At 74.4% G+C, this 18,401-nt stretch carries 15 protein-coding genes; 11 read left to right on the forward strand and 4 right to left on the reverse strand.

Features of this window, described 5'->3' with window-relative positions; genetic code table 11:
• The first annotated feature begins 243 nt into the window (after nt 1-243).
• The 7 genes from AB0469_RS11720 (at nt 244) to argF (ending at nt 9,332) form a co-directional block, all read left to right on the forward strand.
• Entirely contained in the window at nt 244-1,167 is a 924-nt protein-coding gene (locus AB0469_RS11720; RefSeq protein ID WP_366451158.1) for an LLM class F420-dependent oxidoreductase, read from the forward strand.
• A gap of 67 nt (nt 1,168-1,234) precedes the next feature.
• A complete protein-coding gene (gene mmuM / locus AB0469_RS11725) occupies nt 1,235-2,209 on the forward strand; it encodes a homocysteine S-methyltransferase (RefSeq protein ID WP_366451159.1) in 975 nt (324 codons plus the stop codon).
• The gene (locus AB0469_RS11730) at nt 2,160-3,704 is read left to right on the forward strand and encodes a 3' terminal RNA ribose 2'-O-methyltransferase Hen1 (RefSeq protein WP_366451160.1); all 1,545 of its coding nucleotides are present in this window, start codon (nt 2,160-2,162) and stop codon (nt 3,702-3,704) included. The genes mmuM and AB0469_RS11730 overlap by 50 nt, the downstream gene beginning before the upstream one ends.
• The gene (locus AB0469_RS11735; protein WP_366451161.1) at nt 3,701-6,253 is read left to right on the forward strand and encodes a polynucleotide kinase-phosphatase; all 2,553 of its coding nucleotides are present in this window, start codon (nt 3,701-3,703) and stop codon (nt 6,251-6,253) included. Before AB0469_RS11730 ends, AB0469_RS11735 begins: the two co-directional genes overlap by 4 nt.
• Nucleotides 6,254-6,411: 158 nt before the next feature.
• Entirely contained in the window at nt 6,412-6,909 is a 498-nt protein-coding gene (locus AB0469_RS11740; protein WP_366451162.1) for a hypothetical protein, read from the forward strand.
• Between the two features lie 54 nt (nt 6,910-6,963).
• Nucleotides 6,964-8,190 carry an arginine deiminase gene (locus tag AB0469_RS11745; RefSeq protein ID WP_366451163.1) on the forward strand — a complete coding sequence of 409 codons (1,227 nt, stop codon included), beginning with the start codon at nt 6,964-6,966 and terminating at the stop codon, nt 8,188-8,190.
• Between the two features lie 131 nt (nt 8,191-8,321).
• A complete protein-coding gene (gene argF / locus AB0469_RS11750; RefSeq protein WP_366451164.1) occupies nt 8,322-9,332 on the forward strand; it encodes an ornithine carbamoyltransferase in 1,011 nt (336 codons plus the stop codon).
• Here argF and AB0469_RS11755 read toward each other — a convergent pair whose 3' ends face one another.
• A complete protein-coding gene (locus tag AB0469_RS11755; RefSeq protein WP_366451165.1) occupies nt 9,333-9,785 on the reverse strand; it encodes an ATP-binding protein in 453 nt (150 codons plus the stop codon).
• A 179-nt stretch (nt 9,786-9,964) separates the two neighbouring features.
• On the opposite strand from AB0469_RS11755, the gene AB0469_RS11760 reads away from it, so the two are divergent.
• Both AB0469_RS11760 and AB0469_RS11765 read left to right on the forward strand, forming a co-directional pair.
• Nucleotides 9,965-10,792 carry an enoyl-CoA hydratase family protein gene (locus tag AB0469_RS11760; RefSeq protein ID WP_366451166.1) on the forward strand — a complete coding sequence of 276 codons (828 nt, stop codon included), beginning with the start codon at nt 9,965-9,967 and terminating at the stop codon, nt 10,790-10,792.
• Nucleotides 10,793-10,796: 4 nt separating this feature from the next.
• Nucleotides 10,797-13,079 carry a bifunctional salicylyl-CoA 5-hydroxylase/oxidoreductase gene (locus AB0469_RS11765; protein WP_366451167.1) on the forward strand — a complete coding sequence of 761 codons (2,283 nt, stop codon included), beginning with the start codon at nt 10,797-10,799 and terminating at the stop codon, nt 13,077-13,079.
• 30 nt (nt 13,080-13,109) lie between these two features.
• On the opposite strand, the gene AB0469_RS11770 is transcribed toward AB0469_RS11765, so the two are convergent.
• From AB0469_RS11770 to AB0469_RS11780, 3 genes are all read right to left on the reverse strand, one after another.
• On the reverse strand, nt 13,110-13,949 hold the full coding sequence (locus tag AB0469_RS11770) for a GNAT family N-acetyltransferase (protein ID WP_366451168.1): 840 nt from the start codon (nt 13,947-13,949) through the stop codon (nt 13,110-13,112).
• A 248-nt stretch (nt 13,950-14,197) separates the two neighbouring features.
• Nucleotides 14,198-14,998, reverse strand: a complete 801-nt coding sequence (locus AB0469_RS11775) for a PaaX family transcriptional regulator C-terminal domain-containing protein (RefSeq protein WP_366451169.1) — start codon at nt 14,996-14,998, stop codon at nt 14,198-14,200.
• A 4-nt stretch (nt 14,999-15,002) separates the two neighbouring features.
• The gene (locus AB0469_RS11780; RefSeq protein ID WP_366451170.1) at nt 15,003-16,622 is read right to left on the reverse strand and encodes an AMP-binding protein; all 1,620 of its coding nucleotides are present in this window, start codon (nt 16,620-16,622) and stop codon (nt 15,003-15,005) included.
• Between the two features lie 133 nt (nt 16,623-16,755).
• Here AB0469_RS11780 and AB0469_RS11785 point away from each other — a divergent pair, with 133 nt between their 5' ends.
• Together AB0469_RS11785 and AB0469_RS11790 are read left to right on the forward strand one after the other, a co-directional pair.
• The gene (locus AB0469_RS11785) at nt 16,756-17,880 is read left to right on the forward strand and encodes an acyl-CoA dehydrogenase family protein (protein ID WP_366451171.1); all 1,125 of its coding nucleotides are present in this window, start codon (nt 16,756-16,758) and stop codon (nt 17,878-17,880) included.
• Nucleotides 17,877-18,290, forward strand: a complete 414-nt coding sequence (locus tag AB0469_RS11790) for a RidA family protein (protein WP_042813284.1) — start codon at nt 17,877-17,879, stop codon at nt 18,288-18,290. Before AB0469_RS11785 ends, AB0469_RS11790 begins: the two co-directional genes overlap by 4 nt.
• Nucleotides 18,291-18,401: the final 111 nt, after the last annotated feature.

An 18,401-nucleotide genomic window follows, 5' to 3' on the forward strand; every position in this document is an offset into this window, starting at 1 on the left:
GGTCTGTCCGGGGTGCTCGGGCGCGGACTCGTGGGACATGGCGGCCTCCTCGGCCCTGGCCCCTCCGGTGCGGAAGGGGGCGGCGGTCGTACCGGCGGGAGCCCGCCGGCGCGCGGGCCGGGCGGTCCGGCTCCGTCCGGGCCAACGATCTCCATCCGTGCTGGTCACTGACGCGCGGGGGCGCGTCCCGCCCGGTTGACGCAGATTCACCCGGCAGAGGAGCGGGAAGGGCAGGATGGAGTCATGGACCTCCGCATCTTCACCGAGCCCCAGCAGGGCGCCGACTACGACACCCTCCTGACCGTCGCCAAGGCCACCGAGGAACTCGGCTTCGACGCCTTCTTCCGCTCCGACCACTACGTGCGGATGGGGTCGGTCGACGGCCTGCCCGGTCCCACCGACGCCTGGATCACCCTCGCCGGCCTGGCCCGCGAGACCCGGCGGATCCGGCTGGGCACGCTGATGACCGCCGGCACCTTCCGGCTGCCCGGCGTCCTCGCGATCCAGGTGGCGCAGGTCGACCGGATGTCCGGCGGCCGGGTCGAACTCGGGCTGGGCGCGGGCTGGTTCGAGGAGGAGCACAAGGCCTACGGGATCCCCTTCCCGGCGGAGCGGATGGCCCGGCTGGAGGAGCAGCTGGCCATCGTCACCGGCCTGTGGGCCACCGAGCCCGGCGCGACCTTCGACTTCCACGGCACCCACTACCGGCTGGAGAACTCCCCGGCCCTGCCCAAGCCGGCCCAGGCCAAGGTCCCCGTCCTCGTCGGAGGGCACGGGGCGCGCCGCACCCCCCGCCTCGCCGCCCGGTACGCGGACGAGTTCAACATGCCGTTCGCCTCGGTCGAGGACAGCCGCCGGCAGTTCGCCCGGGTCCGGGAGGCCGCCACCGAGGCCGGGCGCAAGGCGGAGGAGATCGTGTACTCGAACGCCCTGGTGGTGTGCGTGGGCAAGGACGACGCCGAGGTCGCCCGGCGCGCTGCCGCCATCGGCCGCGAGGTCGACGAGCTCAAGGCCAACGGCCTGGCGGGCTCCCCGGCCGAGGTCGTCGAGAAGCTCGGCACCTACGAGGCCATCGGCGCCTCCCGCGCCTACCTCCAGGTCCTCGACCTCGGCGACCTGGACCACCTGGAGCTGATCGCCGGACAGGTCATGTCCCAGCTCGGCTGATCCGCCCGGCGCGACCCGACGCGACCCGACCCGACCCCGACCCCACCACCGGACGGAGGACCCGCCGATGCCCCGCGCGACCGGCCCGCTCGCCGAAGCCCTGGCCCGCGGGCCCGTGCTCCTGGACGGCGGGCTGAGCAACCAGCTCGCCGACCAGGGCTGCGACCTGTCCGGCGACCTCTGGACCGGCCGGGTGCTCACCGAGCGCCCGGACCAGGTGGAGGCCGCCCACACGGCCTACGCCCGGGCCGGCGCCGAGGTGCTGATCACCGCGAGCTACCAGGTCGGCGACGACCCCGGTCTGCTGGAGCGCGCCGTCCTGGTGGCCGACGGCGCGGCCCGCGCCGCCGGGCACGGCGTGTGGGTGGCCGCCTCGGTGGGGCCCTACGGCGCGGTCCTCGCCGACGGCTCCGAATACCGGGGCCGGTACGGGCTCACCCGGGACGCGCTGGCCGCCTTCCACCGCCCCCGGATCGAGGCGCTGCTGGCGGCGGGGCCGGACGTCCTGGCGCTGGAGACCGTCCCGGACGCCGAGGAGGCGGAGGCCCTGCTGCGGGTACTGGCCGGCACAGGTGCGCGGGCCTGGCTGAGCTACACCGTCGCCGACGGCCGCACCCGGGCCGGCCAGCCCCTGGCGGAGGCCTTCGCGCTGGCCGCCGACGTACCCGAGGTGATCGCGGTCGGCGTCAACTGCTGCGATCCGGCGGACGTGCTGCCCGCCCTGGAGGCCGCCGCCTCCGTCACGGCCAAGCCGCTGCTGGCCTATCCCAACGACGGCTCCGTCTGGGACGCCGGGACCCGCACCTGGCACGCCCCCGCGCACCCCGCCCCCTGGCCCACCGCCGCCTGGCAGGAAGCCGGGGCCCGGCTCATCGGCGGCTGCTGCCGCATCGGGCCGCCCTGGATCACCGGCCTGCGCGCCGCTCTCCACCGTTCGCCACCGGCAGGAAAACCAGTGGGCCGCGGGGGAGCCCCGGCACATACTGAAGCGCATGTTCCTGACGATCAGCACGACCGGCACCACGGAGAAACCTGCCACTGACCTGGGATTCCTGCTGCACAAGCATCCCGGGAGGACGCAGGCCTTCGCCACCTCCCACGGCACCGCCCACGTCTTCTACCCCGAGGCGACCGACCAGCGCTGCACCGCCGCGCTGCTCCTCGAGGTGGACCCCGTCGCGCTCGTGCGGCGCGGCCAGGGCAAGGGCCGGGGCGGGGCGCCCGACGCCGCGCTCGCGCAGTACGTCAACGACCGTCCGTACGCGGCCTCCTCGCTGCTCGCCGTCGCGCTGAGCGGGGTCTTCCGCACCGCCCTCAAGGGCCGGTGCGGGGCCCGGCCCGAACTCCCGGGCCGGGCGCGCCCGCTGCGGATCGAGATACCGGTACTGCCCGCCCGGGGCGGCGCCGACCTGGTGCGCCGCCTGTTCGCGCCCCTGGGCTGGGACTGCGTGGAGACCACCCCGATCGCCCTGGACGAGCACTTCCCCGCCTGGGGCGACAGCCGCTACCTGCGGCTGGTGCTGGAGGGCGAGCTCCGGCTGGAGGACGCCCTGCGCCAGCTGTACGTGCTGCTGCCCGTACTCGACGACTCCAAGCACTACTGGGTCGCCCCCGACGAGGTGGACAAGCTGCTGCGCGCCGGAGACGGCTGGCTGGCGGCCCACCCCGAGCACGCGCTCATCACCGCCCGCTACCTGGCCCGCCACAAGCGGCTCACCCAGAGCGCCATGGAACGCCTGGAACTGGCGCGCCTCGCCGAGGCCGACGGCAGCGAGGCCGAGGAGCTCGACAACGCCGTGGGCGAGGCGGCCGGACCGGACGGCGGGCAGCGGGAGCGCTCCGTGCCCCTCGCGGTACGCCGCCGCGACGCGGTCCTCGCCGTGCTGCGCGAGGCCGGAGCGGCCCGGGTCCTCGACCTGGGCTGTGGTGAGGGGCAGCTCGTCCAGGCGCTCCTGCGGGACACCGCGTTCACCGAGATCGTCGGCGTGGACGTCTCCGTGCGGGCCCTGACCACCGCCTCCCGCCGACTGAGGCCGGAGCGGATGGGCGAACGGCAGAGCTCCCGGGTCCGGCTGCTCCAGGGTTCCCTGGCCTACACCGACAAGCGGCTGGCCGGCTACGACGCGGCCGTGCTCAGCGAGGTCATCGAGCACCTGGACCTGCCGAGGCTGCCCGCCCTGGAGTACGCCGTCTTCGGCTCGGCCCGCCCCCGCACGGTCCTCGTGACCACCCCGAACGTCGAGTACAACGTCCGCTGGGAGTCCCTGCCCGCCGGACGGCTCCGCCACCGCGACCACCGTTTCGAGTGGACCCGCGGGGAGTTCCGCGCCTGGGCCGACCGGGTCGCCACCCGGCACGGCTACGCCGTCGCGTACCGGCCCGTGGGCGACGAGGACCCCGAGGTCGGCCCGCCGACCCAGATGGCCGTCTTCACCCGCGCCGACGAGCCCGCCGCGGCCGGCACCACAGCGGCCGGCACCACAGCGGCCGACACCACCGACACCGCCGACATCCCGAAGGAGGGAGAGGCAGCATGACCACCCCCACCGCCCACCGCGTGCTCCCCGTCACCGACCTGTCCCTCGTCGTCCTCGTCGGGGCCACCGGATCGGGCAAGTCCACCTTCGCCCGCAAGCACTTCAGACCCACCGAGATCCTGTCCTCCGACTCCTGCCGCGGCCTGGTCGCCGACGACGAGAACGACCAGAGCGCCAGCAAGGACGCCTTCGAGGTCCTCCACTACATCGCCGGGAAGCGGCTGGCCGCCGGACGCCTCACGGTCGTCGACGCCACCAGCGTCCAGAAGGAGCCCCGCCGCGAGCTTGTCCGCCTGGCCCGCGAGCACGACGTCCTGCCCATCGCCATCGTCCTCGACATGCCCGAGTCGGTCTGCGCCGAACGCAACGCGGCCCGCCCCGACCGTGCCGGCCTGCCGCGCCGCGTCATCCAGCGCCACCGCTCGGAACTGCGCCGCTCGCTGCGCGGACTGGAGCGCGAGGGCTTCCGCAAGGTACACGTCCTGCGCACCGTGGAAGAGGCCGAATCCGCCGAGGTGGTGCGGGAGAAGCGCTTCAACGACCTCACCCACCTCACCGGCCCCTTCGACATCATCGGTGACGTCCACGGCTGCTCCTCCGAGCTGGAGACCCTGCTCGGCAAGCTCGGCTACGAGGACGGCGTCCACCCGGCGGGCCGCACCGCCGTCTTCGTCGGCGACCTCGTCGACCGCGGCCCCGACAGCCCCGGCGTGCTGCGCCGGGTGATGGGCATGGTCAGGTCCGGCAACGCGCTGTGCGTGCCGGGGAACCACGAGAACAAGCTCGGCCGTTACCTCAAGGGGTCCACGGTCCGGCAGACCCACGGCCTCGCCGAAACGGTCGAACAGCTCTCCCGCGAGAGCGAGGAGTTCGCGAAGGAGGTCAGGGAGTTCATCTCCGGCCTGGTCAGCCACTACGTCCTCGACGGCGGCCGGCTGGTGGTCTGCCACGCCGGGCTGCCCGAGAAGTACCACGGGCGCACCTCCGGCCGGGTCCGCTCGCACGCCCTCTACGGGGAGACCACCGGCGAGACCGACGAGTTCGGCCTGCCCGTGCGCTACCCGTGGGCCGAGGACTACCGGGGCAGGGCGGCCGTGGTCTACGGACACACCCCCGTCCCGGACACCACCTGGATCAACAACACCATCTGCCTCGACACCGGCGCCGTCTTCGGCGGCCGGATGACCGCCCTGCGCTGGCCCGAGCGCGAACTGGTCGACGTACCCGCGGAGAAGGTCTGGTACGAGCCCGTCAAGCCGCTGGCAGCCGAGGCGCCCGGAGGGCTCGACGGCCGCCCGCTCGACCTGGCCGACGTGCAGGGCCGCCGTGTCGTGGAGACCCGCCACCTGGGCAACGTGGGCGTCCGCGAGGAGAACGCGGCCGCCGCCCTGGAGGTCATGAGCCGCTTCGCGGTCGACCCCCGCCTGGTGCCGTACCTGCCGCCGACCATGGCGCCGACGGCCACCTCCCGGGAGGACGGCTGGCTGGAGCACCCCGTCGAGGCCTTCGCCCAGTACCGGGCCGACGGCATCGGGCGGGTCGTGTGCGAGGAGAAGCACATGGGCTCCCGCGCCACCGTGCTGCTGTGCCGGGACGCCGCCACCGCCCGGACGCGCTTCGGCGTCGAGGGCGGCCCCACCGGCTCCCTCTACACCCGCACCGGGCGCCCGTTCTTCCAGGAGCCGGAGCTCACCGAGGAGTTCCTCGCCCGGCTGCGCGCGGCCGTGGACGGCGCCGGACTGTGGGAGGAGCTCGGCACGGACTGGCTGCTGCTGGACGGGGAACTCCTGCCCTGGTCACTGAAGTCCACCGGCCTGCTGCGCAACCAGTACGCGGCCGTCGGCGCGGCCTCCCGTACCGTCCTGCCGGAGGCCGTGGCCGCCCTGGCCGCCGCCGAGGCCCGGGGCGTGGACACGGGCGGACTGCTGGAGCGCCAGCGCGGACGGTCCGCCGACGCCGAGGCCTTCACCGAGGCCTACCGGCGCTACTGCTGGACCACCGAGGGGCTGGAGGGCGTACGGTTCGCGCCGTTCCAGCTGCTCGCCGCGGCCGGGCGGTCCCTGGCGGCCGTACCGCACGACGAGCAGCTCGCCTGGCTGGACCGCCTCGCCGACGCCGACGAGCGCTCCGCCGACCCGCTGCTGCGCCGCACCCGCCGGGTGTACGTGGACACCGCCGACGAGGACTCGGTCCGCGCGGGCACCGACTGGTGGCTGGAGCTGACCGGGGCGGGCGGTGAGGGCATGGTCGTCAAACCGCTCCAGGCCTACGCCCGGGACGGGAAGGGGCGGCTGGTCCAGCCGGGGCTGAAGGTGCGCGGGCGCGAGTACCTGCGGATCATCTACGGCCCGGAGTACACCCGCCCCGACCGGCTGGAGCGGCTGCGCGAGAGGTTCCTCGGGCACAAGCGCTCGCTCGCCCTGCGCGAGTACGCGCTGGGCCTGGAGGCGCTGGACCGGCTGGCGGTGGACGAGCCGCTGTGGCGGGTCCACGAGGCGGTGTTCGCCGTCCTCGCCCTGGAGTCGGAGCCGGTCGACCCCCGACTGTGAAACGGAAGACCGCGTAAAGCGGCGGCCCCCGTACGGCCTCGAATTAGGTCGTATGGGGGAACTTTCGCGGAGAAGGCCGGGAAAACCGCCGGCGGGATCGTTCATCCAGGGCAGCGGAGTGTCCGCGACCCTGGAAGGACGGAACGTCACCTATGAAGATGACCGCGCGCGGAAGCATTGCGGCGCTCATGACCTGTATGGCCGCGGCCGCCGCGACCTCCCCGGCCCTGGCCGACTCGGTTCCGGTGGGGGTCCCGCTGGAGGCCGTGGAGACCACGCTGGGCGTGCCCGCCCCGCAGGTGGCCACCGCCGTCCCGATGCCGGTCGTCGGAGCCCCCGAGGCGCCCGTCCACCACAAGGGCGACCTGCTGCCGACCCCACTGCTCCCGGCCGTCCCGGTCGCCACCGACCTCGGGCTCACCAAGGTCGCCTCACCGGTGCCCAACCTGCTGGGCTCCAAGGAGACGGACGGCGAGGGCACCCTGGAGTCCCCGGCGACCACCGTGGTCACCCGCACCCCCGGCGCGGTCCTGGGCGCCCCGCTGACCATGCCCGACGGCAGCAACTACGGGATCCCGAACCTGACCGCCCCCAAGCTGGGCGTGGTCGCCCCGGACCTCGTCGGCTCCCCGTCGGCGCTTCTCGGCCTGCGCTGATCCGCGCGACCGACCTCTGGTCGGAAAGCCGTTCGGTCTGGGTACGTGTACGGCATGGGATTCCATGTCGACTCCGAGACCGGGCGGCTTCGCCGCGTCATCCTCCACCGCCCCGACCTGGAGCTGAAGCGGCTCACGCCGAGCAACAAGGACGCGCTGCTCTTCGACGACGTGCTGTGGGTGCGCCGCGCCCGCCAGGAGCACGACGGCTTCGCCGACGTGCTGCGCGACCGGGGCGTCGCCGTCCACCTCTTCGGCGACCTGCTCCGCGAGGCCCTCGACATCACCGAGGCGCGCCACCTCGTACTGGAGCGGGTCTTCGACGAGAAGGAGTACGGGCCGCTCGCCACCGCCCACCTGCGCTCGGTCTTCGACGGGCTGCCCTCGGCCGAGCTCGCGGACGCGCTGGTCGGCGGCATGACGAAGCGTGAGTTCCTGGAGCGGCACAGCGAGCCGGTGTCGGTGCGCTTCCACGCGCTGGACATGGACGGCTTCCTGCTGGGGCCGCTGCCCAACCACCTCTTCACCCGCGACACCTCCGCCTGGATCTACGACGGGGTGTCCATCAACGCCATGCGCTGGCCGGCCCGGCAGCGCGAGACCGTGCACTTCGAGGCGATCTACCGGCACCACCCCCTCTTCACCGGCTCGGGCCCCTTCCACTACTGGTCGCAGGGGCAGTCGGACTACCCCTCGACCATCGAGGGCGGGGACGTCCTGGTCATCGGCAACGGCGCCGTCCTGATCGGGATGAGCGAGCGGACCACCCCGCAGGCGGTGGAGATGCTCGCCCGGGGGCTGTTCGCGGCCGGGTCGGCGTCGGTCATCGTGGCGCTCGACATGCCCAAGCGGCGGGCGTTCATGCACCTGGACACGGTGATGACGATGGTCGACGCGGAAACGTTCACCCAGTACGCGGGCCTCGGCATGCTGCGCTCCTACACCATCCGGCCGGGGCGGGGGGCGAGCGAACTCCAGGTGAGCGACCACCCGCCGGAGCACATGCACCGGGCGATCGCATCCGCGCTGGGCCTGGACCGGGTGCGGGTGCTGACCGCGGGGCAGGACGTGCACTCGGCCGAGCGCGAGCAGTGGGACGACGGGTGCAACGTGCTGGCGGTGGAGCCGGGGGTGGTCGTCGCGTACGAGCGGAACGTCACCACCAACACGCACCTGCGCAAGGAGGGCATCGAGGTGATCGAGATCCCCGGCAGCGAGCTGGGACGGGGCCGCGGCGGCCCGCGCTGCATGAGCTGCCCGGTGGAACGGGACGCCGGGTGAGGGCAGGCTGAGGGGTACGGGCTGGTGATCACGGGTGCGGCCACCGCACATGTGATCCATCCGACTGAATATGAATGCAGGGGATCGTATAGACTTCCACAATCCCCTGTCAGCGTCCCCCTGGAGTCCCGATGGCCACCGACCTCTTCGGCCGCAGTTTCCTCAAGGAGCTCGACTTCACCGCCGCCGAGTTCCGCGGTCTGGTCGAGCTCGCCGCCGAACTCAAGGCGGCCAAGAAGGCGGGCGTCGAGGAGCGCCGTCTCCAGGGGAAGAACATCGCCCTGATCTTCGAGAAGACCTCCACGCGCACCCGCTGCGCCTTCGAGGTCGCCGCCGCCGACCAGGGGGCCCACACCACCTACCTCGACCCCTCCGGCTCCCAGATGGGGCACAAGGAGACCGTCCGCGACACCGCGCGGGTGCTCGGCCGGATGTTCGACGGCATCGAGTACCGGGGCGACAGCCAGCAGGCGGTCGAGGAGCTCGCCGCGCACTCCGGCGTGCCCGTCTTCAACGGCCTCACCGACGACTGGCACCCCACCCAGATGCTGGCCGACGTGCTCACCATGACCGAGCACTGCGCCAAGCCGCTGGAGCGGACCGCCTTCGCCTACCTGGGGGACGCCCGCTTCAACATGGGCAACTCCTACCTGGTGACCGGCGCCCTCCTGGGCATGGACGTACGGATCGTCGCGCCCAAGGAGTACTGGCCGGCCGAGGCGGTCGTGGCGCGGGCCCGCGAGCTGGCCGCGTCCAGCGGGGCGCGGATCACCCTGACGGAGGAGGTGGCCGAGGGCGTGGCGCAGGCCGACTTCGTGGCCACCGACGTGTGGGTCTCGATGGGCGAGCCCAAGGAGGTCTGGGACGAACGGATCGCGGCCCTGGCCCCGTACGCCGTCACCATGGACGTCCTGCGCGCGACCGGGAACCCGGACGTGCGGTTCCTGCACTGCCTGCCCGCCTACCACGACCTCGGCACCGGGGTGGCCCGGGAGGTCCACGAGCGGCACGGGCTGGAATGGCTGGAGGTCTCGGACGAGGTGTTCGAGTCGGCGCACTCCGTCGTCTTCGACGAGGCGGAGAACCGGCTGCACACCATCAAGGCCGTGCTCGTCGCGACGCTGGCGAAGCCCGCCGCATAGTCATGCGGGCCGCTCGGGCCGGCCGCCGCGGGGCCGGACCGCGGCCGCGGCGGCCGGCAGGGTGAACCAGACGGCCTTGCCGCGTTCGGTGGGGCGGTGGCCGCAGGCGGAGCTCAGCGCCCGGAGCAGCACCAGGCCGCGGCCGTGCTCCTGCCAGGGGTCGGGGTGCTCCTCGTGCGGGAGGGCGGTGAGCTCGCCGGGCGGCCGCGGATCGCCGTCGTGGACCTCCACCTGGCAGCCGTCCGCCCGCGTCTCCACGACCAGCTCGATCGGCGCCCCCGCGGTGGTGTGCTCCACGGCGTTGGCGACCAGCTCGGCGGTCAGCAGCTCGGCGGTGTCGCGGTCGGCGTGCGGTCCCGTGTCCGTGAGGGCCGTACGGACCAGGGCGCGGGCCATGGGCACCGCGGCGGCCGTGTGCGGCAGCGTGAGCCGCCAGGCGCAGGCGTCGGGCACGGCTGGTCCTTCCGTTCCATCGGGGTGGCGGACAGGGGAAGAGGAACTCCCGCTTTCAACCTAACGGAGCGGCCGGCGCGCCCCGCAGGGCACCCCGGCCCCGGGTCCCCGGGCCGCCCCCTCCCTCGGATGTCGCGTTTCCGTGACGGCAGTCACAAGTCAGTGATAGCGTCGTACGCGTGAGCCCCTTCACCGGTTCCACACCAGCGACCGGACAGTGGCGCCACCTGCGGGTCACCCGCAAGGACGGCATCGCCACCGTCACCCTCGACCGCCCCGAGAAGCTGAACGCGCTCACCTTCGGCGCCTACGCCGACCTGCGCGATCTGCTCGCCGAACTCTCCCGGACCCGTTCCGTGCGCGCCCTCGTACTGGCCGGCGAGGGCCGCGGCTTCTGCTCCGGCGGGGACGTGGACGAGATCATCGGCGCCACCCTCGCCATGGACACCGCCGAACTCCTCGACTTCAACCGGATGACCGGCCAGGTCGTCCGCGCCGTCCGCGAATGCCCCTTCCCGGTGATCGCCGCCGTCCACGGCGTGGCCGCCGGGGCCGGGGCCGTACTGGCCCTCGCCGCCGACTTCCGCATCGCCGACCCCACCGCCCGCTTCGCCTTCCTCTTCACCCGCGTCGGGCTCTCCGGCGGCGACATGGGCGCCGCCTACCTGCTGCCCCGGGTCGTCGGCCTCGGCCACGCCACCCGGATCCTGATGCTCGGGGAGCCCGTACGCGCCCCCGAGGCGGAGCGCATCGGGCTGCTCAGCGAGCTCGTCGACGAGGGCGAGGCCGACGCCCGGGCCGCCGAACTCGCCGCCCGCCTCGCCGCCGGGCCCGCCCTCGCCCACGCCCAGACCAAGGCCCTGCTCACCGCCGAGCTCGACATGCCGCTGGCCGCCTCCGTGGAGCTGGACGCCAGCACCCAGGCCCTGCTGATGCACGGCCGGGACTACGCCGAGTTCCACGCCGCCTTCACCGGGAAGCGGCCGCCGCAGTGGAAGGGCAGGTAGCCCCATGTCCGTCTCCGTCACCGGGTCCGCGCCCGTCCGGCGGGTGGCCGTCGTCGGCGGGGGACCGGGCGGGCTCTACGCCGCCGCACTGCTGGCCCGGCAGGGGCACGCCGTCGACCTGTGGGAGCGCGGCGCCCCCGACGACACCTTCGGCTTCGGCGTCGTCCTCTCCGACGAGACCCTCGGCGGCATCGAACGGGCCGACACGGTCGTCCACGCCGCCCTCGCCGCCGAGTTCGTCCGCTGGGACGACGTGGACGTCGTCCACCGGGGCCGGCTGCTGACCTCCGGCGGCCACGGCTTCGCCGCCCTCGGCCGGCGCCGGCTCCTGGAGATCCTGCACGCCCGCTGCGAAGCCCTCGGAGTCCGCCTCCGCTTCCGCGCCGAGGCCCCCGACGCCCGGTCCCTGGCCCGCTCCCACGACCTGGTCGTCGCGGCCGACGGGGTGCACAGCGCCACCCGCGAGAGCGGCGCCGCCCACTTCCGGCCCACCGTGACCCCCGGCCGCTGCCGCTACGTCTGGCTCGCCGCCGACTTCGCCTTCGACGCCTTCCGCTTCGAGATCGCGGAGACCGAGCACGGCATCATGCAGCTGCACGCCTACCCGTACTCCGCCGACTCCTCCACCGCCATCGTCGAGATGCGCGAGGAGGTGTGGCGGGCGGCCGGCCTCGACCTCTGCGACGAAGCGGAGTCCGCCGCCCGCTGCTCCAAGATCTTCGCCGAGGCGCTGCGGGGCAGGCCGCTGCGCGGCAACCGCTCCGCCTGGACCCGGTTCCGCACCGTCGTCAACGAGCGCTGGTCGCACGGGAACGTGGTCCTCCTCGGCGACGCCGCCCACACGGCCCACTTCTCCATCGGCTCCGGCACCAAACTCGCCGTCGAGGACGCCCTCGCGCTCGCCGGGGCGCTGGCCGCGCACCCCGGGATCCCCGACGCCCTGGCCGCGTACGAGGCCGAGCGCAGGCCCGCCGTGGCCAGCACGCAGCGGGCGGCCGCCGCCAGCATGCGCTGGTTCGAGGAGATCGGCGGCTACGTCGGCCAGCCCGCCCGGCAGTTCGCCTTCAACCTGCTCACCCGCAGCCGCCGGGTCACCCACGACAACCTGCGGCTGCGCGACGCCCGGTTCACCCGCGCGGTGGAGGCCGACTTCGGCTGCCCGCCGCAGGGGCCCGACGGGGCGGCGACCCCGCCCATGTTCACCCCGTTCACCCTGCGCGGGCTGACCCTGCGCAACCGGGTCGTCGTCTCGCCGATGGACATGTACTCCGCCGAGGAGGGGGTGCCCGGCGACTTCCACCTGGTGCACCTGGGCGGGCGGGCCCTCGGCGGGGCCGGGCTGGTCATGACGGAGATGGTCTGCGTCAGCGCCGAAGGCCGGATCACCCCCGGCTGCGCCGGCCTGTGGACCGCCGAGCAGGCGGCCGCCTGGAAGCGGATCGCCGACTTCGTCCACACCTCCGCGCCCGGCACCGCCCTCGGCGTCCAGCTCGGCCACTCCGGCCGCAAGGGCTCGACACGCCTCATGTGGGAGGGCATGGACGAGCCGCTCCCCGAGGGCAACTGGCCGCTGGTCGCCGCCTCCGCCCTGCCCTACAGGCCCGGCGTCTCCGCCGTCCCGCGCGCCCTGGGGGCGGCCGGCCTCGCGGCCGTCCGCTCCGACTTCGCGGCGGCCGCCGCACGGGCCGCCGACTGCGGGTTCGACCTGCTCGAACTGCACTGTGCGCACGGCTACCTGCTGTCCGGCTTCCTCTCCCCGCTCACCAACCACCGCGACGACGCCTACGGCGGCCCCCTGGAGAACCGGCTGCGCTTCCCCCTGGAGGTCTTCGACGCCGTCCGCGAGGTCTGGCCCGAGGAGCGCCCGATGACGGTCCGGCTGTCGGCGACCGACTGGGCCCCCGGCGGCACCACCCCGGAGGAGGCGGAGCGGATCGCCGCCGCCTTCGCCGCGCACGGCGCGGACGCCGTCGACGTGTCCACCGGACAGGTGGTCGCGGACGAGGCCCCGGAGTACGGGCGCTCGTACCAGACCCCGTACGCCGACCGGATCCGCAACGCCCTGGGCGTGCCCGTCATCGCCGTCGGGGCGATCTCCTCCTGGGACGACGTCAACTCCCTGCTGCTGGCCGGCCGCGCCGACCTGTGCGCCCTGGGCCGGCCGCACCTGTACGACCCGCACTGGACCCTGCACGCGGCCGCCGACCAGGGGTACGCGGGCCCGGGCGCCCCCTGGCCGGCCCCGTACCGGGCGGGCAGCCGCAAGCCGCCCACCGGGAAGGGGTGAGGGGGCTCCCGGGGGCCGGGCCGCAGGGGTTCAGGCGCGGACCAGCTCGACGCGGTCCTCGACGGGCGTGAAGCCGAGGCGCCGGTAGACGCCGTTGCTGGTGGGGTTGGCCAGGTCGGCGAAGAGCAGCACCTCGCCCGCCCCGGCCCCGTACGCCGCCCCGCTCACCGCGTGCGTCACCCCGGCGGCGTAGCCGCGGCGGCGCTCGGCGGGCGGGGTGTAGACGGGTCCGATGCGCGAGGCGGAGCCGATCGGCCGGAAGAAGGCCGCCAGGGACACCGGCCGGCCGTCCCGCTCCCAGACGAGGAACCCGCCGTACGAGATCCGGTCGCGCAGGGAGGCCTCGGAGGGGGCGCCGGGGATGCCGCACTCCCGGTTGAACTCCGCGCACCACCGCGCCAGCAGCGGCAGGTCCGCCTCGGTGGCGCGCCGGGCCCGTCCTGCGGGGGCCGGGTCGGGGGCCGTCAGGGTGCCCAGCCGGTACAGGCGGAGCTCCTCGGCGACGCGGGTCGGGACGGCCCAGGCGTCGGCCAGCGTCCGGGCGTCGGTGCGGCGGAGGGTCAGGCTGCGCACGCGCGCGAGCAGGGGCTCCGACGAGAGGGCGCCGCCCAGGGCCCGGACCGCCTCGGCGGGCAGGACGCCGAGCAGCAGCGGGAACGGCGGGGTGTGCAGTACGACCCCGCCGGCCCTTCCGTCGGCTCCGGTCCACCAGCCGAAGACGGGTTCGGCGTCGCCGTAGGCCCGCGGGCCGCGCCGCTCCAGGGCGTCGATGACGCCCAGCAGGGTGGTGTTGACGACGGGGTGCGCTGCGACGGTCCGGCGCGCGGCGGCCGGACAGGCCGCCGGATCGGTGCTGAAGGTCCAGGCCATGCCCCATCGTGACGGGCGCGGGAGGAGGACCGCACCGGGTTTTTCCGGGGGGGCGCGCGGGGCCGCGGGAGCGCTCCCCCGGGCGGGGGAGGCGATCCCCCCCGCGTGGGGGAGGAGCCGGGGCCGCGCCGCTGGGATCTTGGGAGTGCGAGCAGGACACCGGCCCCGCCGACCCGCGGCGGGCCCTGGGACGAGGAGGAACCGTGAATGCGCACGAAGAGGCCGGCCGGACGACGCGCACCGCCCCGCTACGGCTGTACGAAGCGGGCACCCGTGTCGCGCAGCCGGGCGTGCAGCTCGGTGAAGACCGCCGCGGCCCGGTCGCCCGGCCAGTCGGCCGGGAGCAGCTCCCGCGGCAGCCCCGGGTCCGCGTAGGGCAGTCGCCGCCAGGTGTCCAGGGCGGGCAGGTAGGCCCGGTAGGCCGCCTCGGGGGTGGGCTCGGGGCCCGAGTGGAGGGCCCGCAGGACGGGTTCGTGCAGGTCGAGGAACTCCTCGTGCTGCTTGGCCAGGGCGGCCAGGTCCCACCAGCGGGCCACCGCCTCGGCCGTCGGGGCGAAGCCGAGGTGGGCGCCGCGGAAGAGCTCCACGTACCCGGTCAGGTGCAGCCGCTCCAGGGTGTGTTCCGTCTCCTCGGCCAGCTGGGCCGGTGCGATCCACACCCCCGGGGCCACCGACCCGAAGCCCAGCCGGGCCAGGCGCGAGCGCAGCAGGTGCCGCTTGTGGCGCTCCTGCTCCGGGACGGAGAAGACGGCGACCAGCCACTCCGGCGAGACCGGCACGGCCCCGTAGATCCGCCGGTCGCCGTCCTCCAGCAGCAGCCGGGCCTCCTCGGAGGGCTCGTAGCCGGCGGAGCCGTCGGCGGCCTTCGCGGGCACCAGGAAGCCCCGCCGCTTGAGCCGGGACACCGAGGAGCGGACGGAGGGCGCGTCGACGCCGGCCGCGCCCAGCAGGCGGACCAGGGCGGACACCGGGACGGCGCCGTCGAAGGAGCGTCCGTAGGCGCCGAAGAAGGTGACGATCAGGGATCGCGGAGTGTGCTGCTCGACCACGGGTTCACTCTAGATCGCGCAGCCGGAAGCGCTGAAGCTTCCCGGTGGGGGTGCGGGGCAGCGCCGGCAGGAAGACGAAGGAGCGGGGGCACTTGTGGGGGGCCAGCTCCCCCTTCATGAAGGTCCTCAGCCCCTCCTCCGTGAGCACGGCCCCCTCGCGCGGCACGGTGTAGGCCACCACGACCTGCCCGCGCCGCTCGTCCGGGCGGCCCACCACCGCGACCTCCACCACGTCGGGATGGCGCAGCAGCGCCTCCTCCACCTCCGGGCCCGCGATGTTGTAGCCCGAGGAGATGATCATGTCGTCGGCGCGGGCGACGTAGCGGAAGTAGCCGTCGGGGTCGCGGACGTAGGTGTCGCCGGTCAGGTTCCAGCCGTCCCGTACGTATTCGCCCTGACGGGGGTCGGCCAGGTAGCGGCAGCCGACCGGGCCGCGCACGGCCAGCAGCCCGGGCTCGTTGTCCGGTACCGGCCGGCCGGAGGGGTCCACCACGCGGGCCTGCCAGCCGGGGACGGCCCGGCCGGTGGTGCCGGGGCGGATGTCCTCGTCGGCGGCGGAGATGAAGATGTGCAGCAGCTCGGTGGCCCCGATGCCGTTGATGATCCGCAGCCCGGTGCGCTCGTACCAGGCCTGCCAGGTGGCGGCGGGCAGGTTCTCGCCCGCGGAGACGCAGCGGCGCAGCGCGGACAGGTCGTACGCGCCGGTGTCGTAGGGGCCGAGGGTGTCCAGCATCGAGCGGTAGGCGGTGGGCGCCGTGAACAGGACGGTGACCCGGTGTTCGGCGAGGGCGGGCAGCAGACGGCGGGGTGCGGCCTCCTCCAGCAGCAGGGCGCAGGCCCCGGCCCGCAGCGGGAAGACGACGAGTCCGCCGAGGCCGAAGGTGAACCCGAGGGGAGGACTGCCGGCGAACACGTCGTCGGGGCGGGGTCTCAGGACGGTGCGGGAGAAGGTGTCGGCGACGGCGAGGAGGTCGCGGTGGAAGTGCATGCAGCCCTTGGGGCGGCCGGTGGTACCGGAGGTGAAGGCGATGAGGGCCACGTCGTCGGCGGAGGTCTCGACGGCGGGGTAGGGCGCGCGGTGGGCCCCGGCCAGCCGCAGGAGGTCGTCGGGGGAGTCCCCGCCGTAGGGGGTGATCCGCAGCCCGGGCACCTCGGCCCTGGCCAGGTCGTCGAGGGCGTCGGCGTGGCAGACGGCGTGCCGGACCCTGGCCATGGCGCACACCGTCGCCAGCTCCTGGGCGCGCTGCTGGGCCAGTACGGTGACGGCCACCGCGCCCGCCTTCATCACGGCCAGCCAGCAGGCGGCGAGCCAGGGCCCGGTGGGGCCGCGCAGCAGCACCCGGTTGCCGGGGACGACGCCGAGATCGACAGTGAGGGCATGGGCGAGGCGGTCGACGCGCTCGCGCAGCTCCCCGTACGACCACACCTCGCCCGAGCCGCTGCGGAAGGCGGGCCGGTCCGGCCCGAACCGGCCGATGGTGGCGTCGAGCAGTTCGGCGCCGCAGTTGAGCCGGTCGGGGTAGGCCAGTTCGGGCAGCTCGAAGAGGAGCTGCGGCCAGGCGTGGGCCGGCGGCAGGCTGTCGCGCGCGAAGGTGTCGGTGTGGGCGGAAGGCTTGAGCTCCAAGGCGGGTTCGCCCCCTTGCGACGTCCGGATTGGGGTGGAGCCGGCCGTGCTGATCTGTCCAGAGCGTATCGTGATGGTGACGGCAGTCAACAGGACGCGATAGAGGAACTCGACGGGACTTGGGGGCCTTCGGATGGCCGGATTCGCGCTCGGTGGGGAAGAAGAGGAGTGGTGCGCGCAGTTGCGCGACCTGTCGGAGCGGAGGCTGAGGCCGCTCGCCGAGAAGGGCGAGCCCGGCCGGGTGAACCGGCCGCTGCTGGCGGAGCTGGGGGAGGCGGGCCTGCTGGAGCGGGTCTTCGGCTCCGGCGCCCTGGAGCTGTGCCTGCTGCGGGAGTCCCTGGCCTACGGGTGCACCGAGGCGGAGACGGCCCTGGCCCTCCAGGGTCTCGGAGGCCATCCGGTGCTGCGGTCGGGCAGCGCGGCCCAGCGGGAGCGGTGGCTGCCGGGGGTCCGGGCGGGGCGGCTGGTGGCGGCGTTCGCGCTGAGCGAGCCGGGCGCCGGTTCCGACGCGGCGGCCCTGGCGCTGGCGGCCGCGCCGGACGGGGCGGGCTGGCGGCTGGAGGGGGCCAAGTGCTGGATCTCCAACGCTCCCGAGGCCGACTTCTACACCGTCTTCGCCCGCACGGGTGAGGCGCCGGGCGCCAAGGGCATCACCGCGTTCCTGGTCCCGGCGGACCGGCCGGGGCTGACCGGGGAGGCGCTCGACATGCTCTCACCGCACCCGATCGGCTCGCTCTCCTTCGCCGGGGTGCCCGTCGGCCGGGAGGACGTGCTGGGGGAGCCGGGGCAGGGGTTCCGGGTCGCGATGGAGACCCTGAACCTCTTCCGGCCGAGCGTGGGGGCCTTCGCGGTCGGCATGGCGCGGGCCGCGCTGGACGCCACGCTGGCGCACACCGCCGGCCGTACCGCCTTCGGCGGGGTGCTGGCCGACCTCCAGGCGGTCGCGCACCGGGTGGCGGAGATGGCCACGCGCACCGAGGCGGCCCGGCTGCTCGTGTACGCGGCGGCCGGCGCCTACGACAGCGGCTCCCCGGACGTGCCCCGCCGGGCGGCGATGGCCAAGCTCCTCGCGACGGAGACGGCCCAGTACGTGGTCGACCACGCCGTCCAGCTGCACGGGGCGGCCGCCCTGCGCCGGGGCCACCTGCTGGAGCACCTGTACCGGGAGGTGCGGGCCCCCAGGATCTACGAGGGGGCCAGCGAGGTGCAGCGCGGCATCATCGCCAAGGAGCTGTACCGGGGGGTGGCGGCCCGATGAGCGCAGGCCGTCCGGGCCCCCACCGGATCAATCCGCCGGAGCTGTCCCCGGCGACGGGCTTCTCCCACGCCGTCACCGCCACCGGCGGCCGGCTGGTGTTCCTGGCCGGCCAGACCGCCCTCGACGGATCGGGCACGGTGGTGGGGCGGACCCTGCCGGAGCAGTTCGAGCGCGCCCTGGCCAACCTGCTGACGGCCCTCGCGGCGGCGGGCGGCGTCCCCTCGGACCTGGCCCGGGTGACGGTGTACGCCGTGGACGTGGAGGACTACCGCGCCCACGCCCCCGAACTGGGGCGGATCTGGCACCGGCTGGCGGGCCGCGACTATCCGGCGATGGCCGTCGTCGGAGTGGTCCGCCTCTGGGACACCGAGGCCCTGCTGGAACTGGACGGGACCGCGGTGCTCCCGTAGAGGCGGCCTAGGTGTGCTGTCCAGGGAGGTTGTGGACGGGTGATGCAGGTCTCGGTTGAGGGATCTTGAAATGGGTGAGGGCCTTCTGGCCTGGTGTGGATTGCGACATCT

The sequence above is a fragment of the Streptomyces sp. NPDC093801 genome (assembly GCF_040701585.1).
Classification (GTDB): domain Bacteria; phylum Actinomycetota; class Actinomycetes; order Streptomycetales; family Streptomycetaceae; genus Streptomyces.

Bases quoted from the DNA above. Each gene is read 5' to 3' on its own strand.
- AB0469_RS11765 (WP_366451167.1), top strand. From the start codon at position 10,797: ATGTCCGTCTCCGTCACCGGGTCCGCGCCCGTCCGGCGGGTGGCCGTC.
- mmuM (WP_366451159.1), top strand. From the start codon at position 1,235: ATGCCCCGCGCGACCGGCCCGCTCGCCGAAGCCCTGGCCCGCGGGCCC.
- AB0469_RS11735 (WP_366451161.1), top strand. From the start codon at position 3,701: ATGACCACCCCCACCGCCCACCGCGTGCTCCCCGTCACCGACCTGTCC.
- AB0469_RS11790 (WP_042813284.1), top strand. From the start codon at position 17,877: ATGAGCGCAGGCCGTCCGGGCCCCCACCGGATCAATCCGCCGGAGCTG.
- AB0469_RS11785 (WP_366451171.1), top strand. From the start codon at position 16,756: ATGGCCGGATTCGCGCTCGGTGGGGAAGAAGAGGAGTGGTGCGCGCAG.
- AB0469_RS11745 (WP_366451163.1), top strand. From the start codon at position 6,964: ATGGGATTCCATGTCGACTCCGAGACCGGGCGGCTTCGCCGCGTCATC.
- AB0469_RS11770 (WP_366451168.1), bottom strand. From the start codon at position 13,949: ATGGCCTGGACCTTCAGCACCGATCCGGCGGCCTGTCCGGCCGCCGCG.
- argF (WP_366451164.1), top strand. From the start codon at position 8,322: ATGGCCACCGACCTCTTCGGCCGCAGTTTCCTCAAGGAGCTCGACTTC.
- AB0469_RS11720 (WP_366451158.1), top strand. From the start codon at position 244: ATGGACCTCCGCATCTTCACCGAGCCCCAGCAGGGCGCCGACTACGAC.
- AB0469_RS11730 (WP_366451160.1), top strand. From the start codon at position 2,160: ATGTTCCTGACGATCAGCACGACCGGCACCACGGAGAAACCTGCCACT.
- AB0469_RS11740 (WP_366451162.1), top strand. From the start codon at position 6,412: ATGACCGCGCGCGGAAGCATTGCGGCGCTCATGACCTGTATGGCCGCG.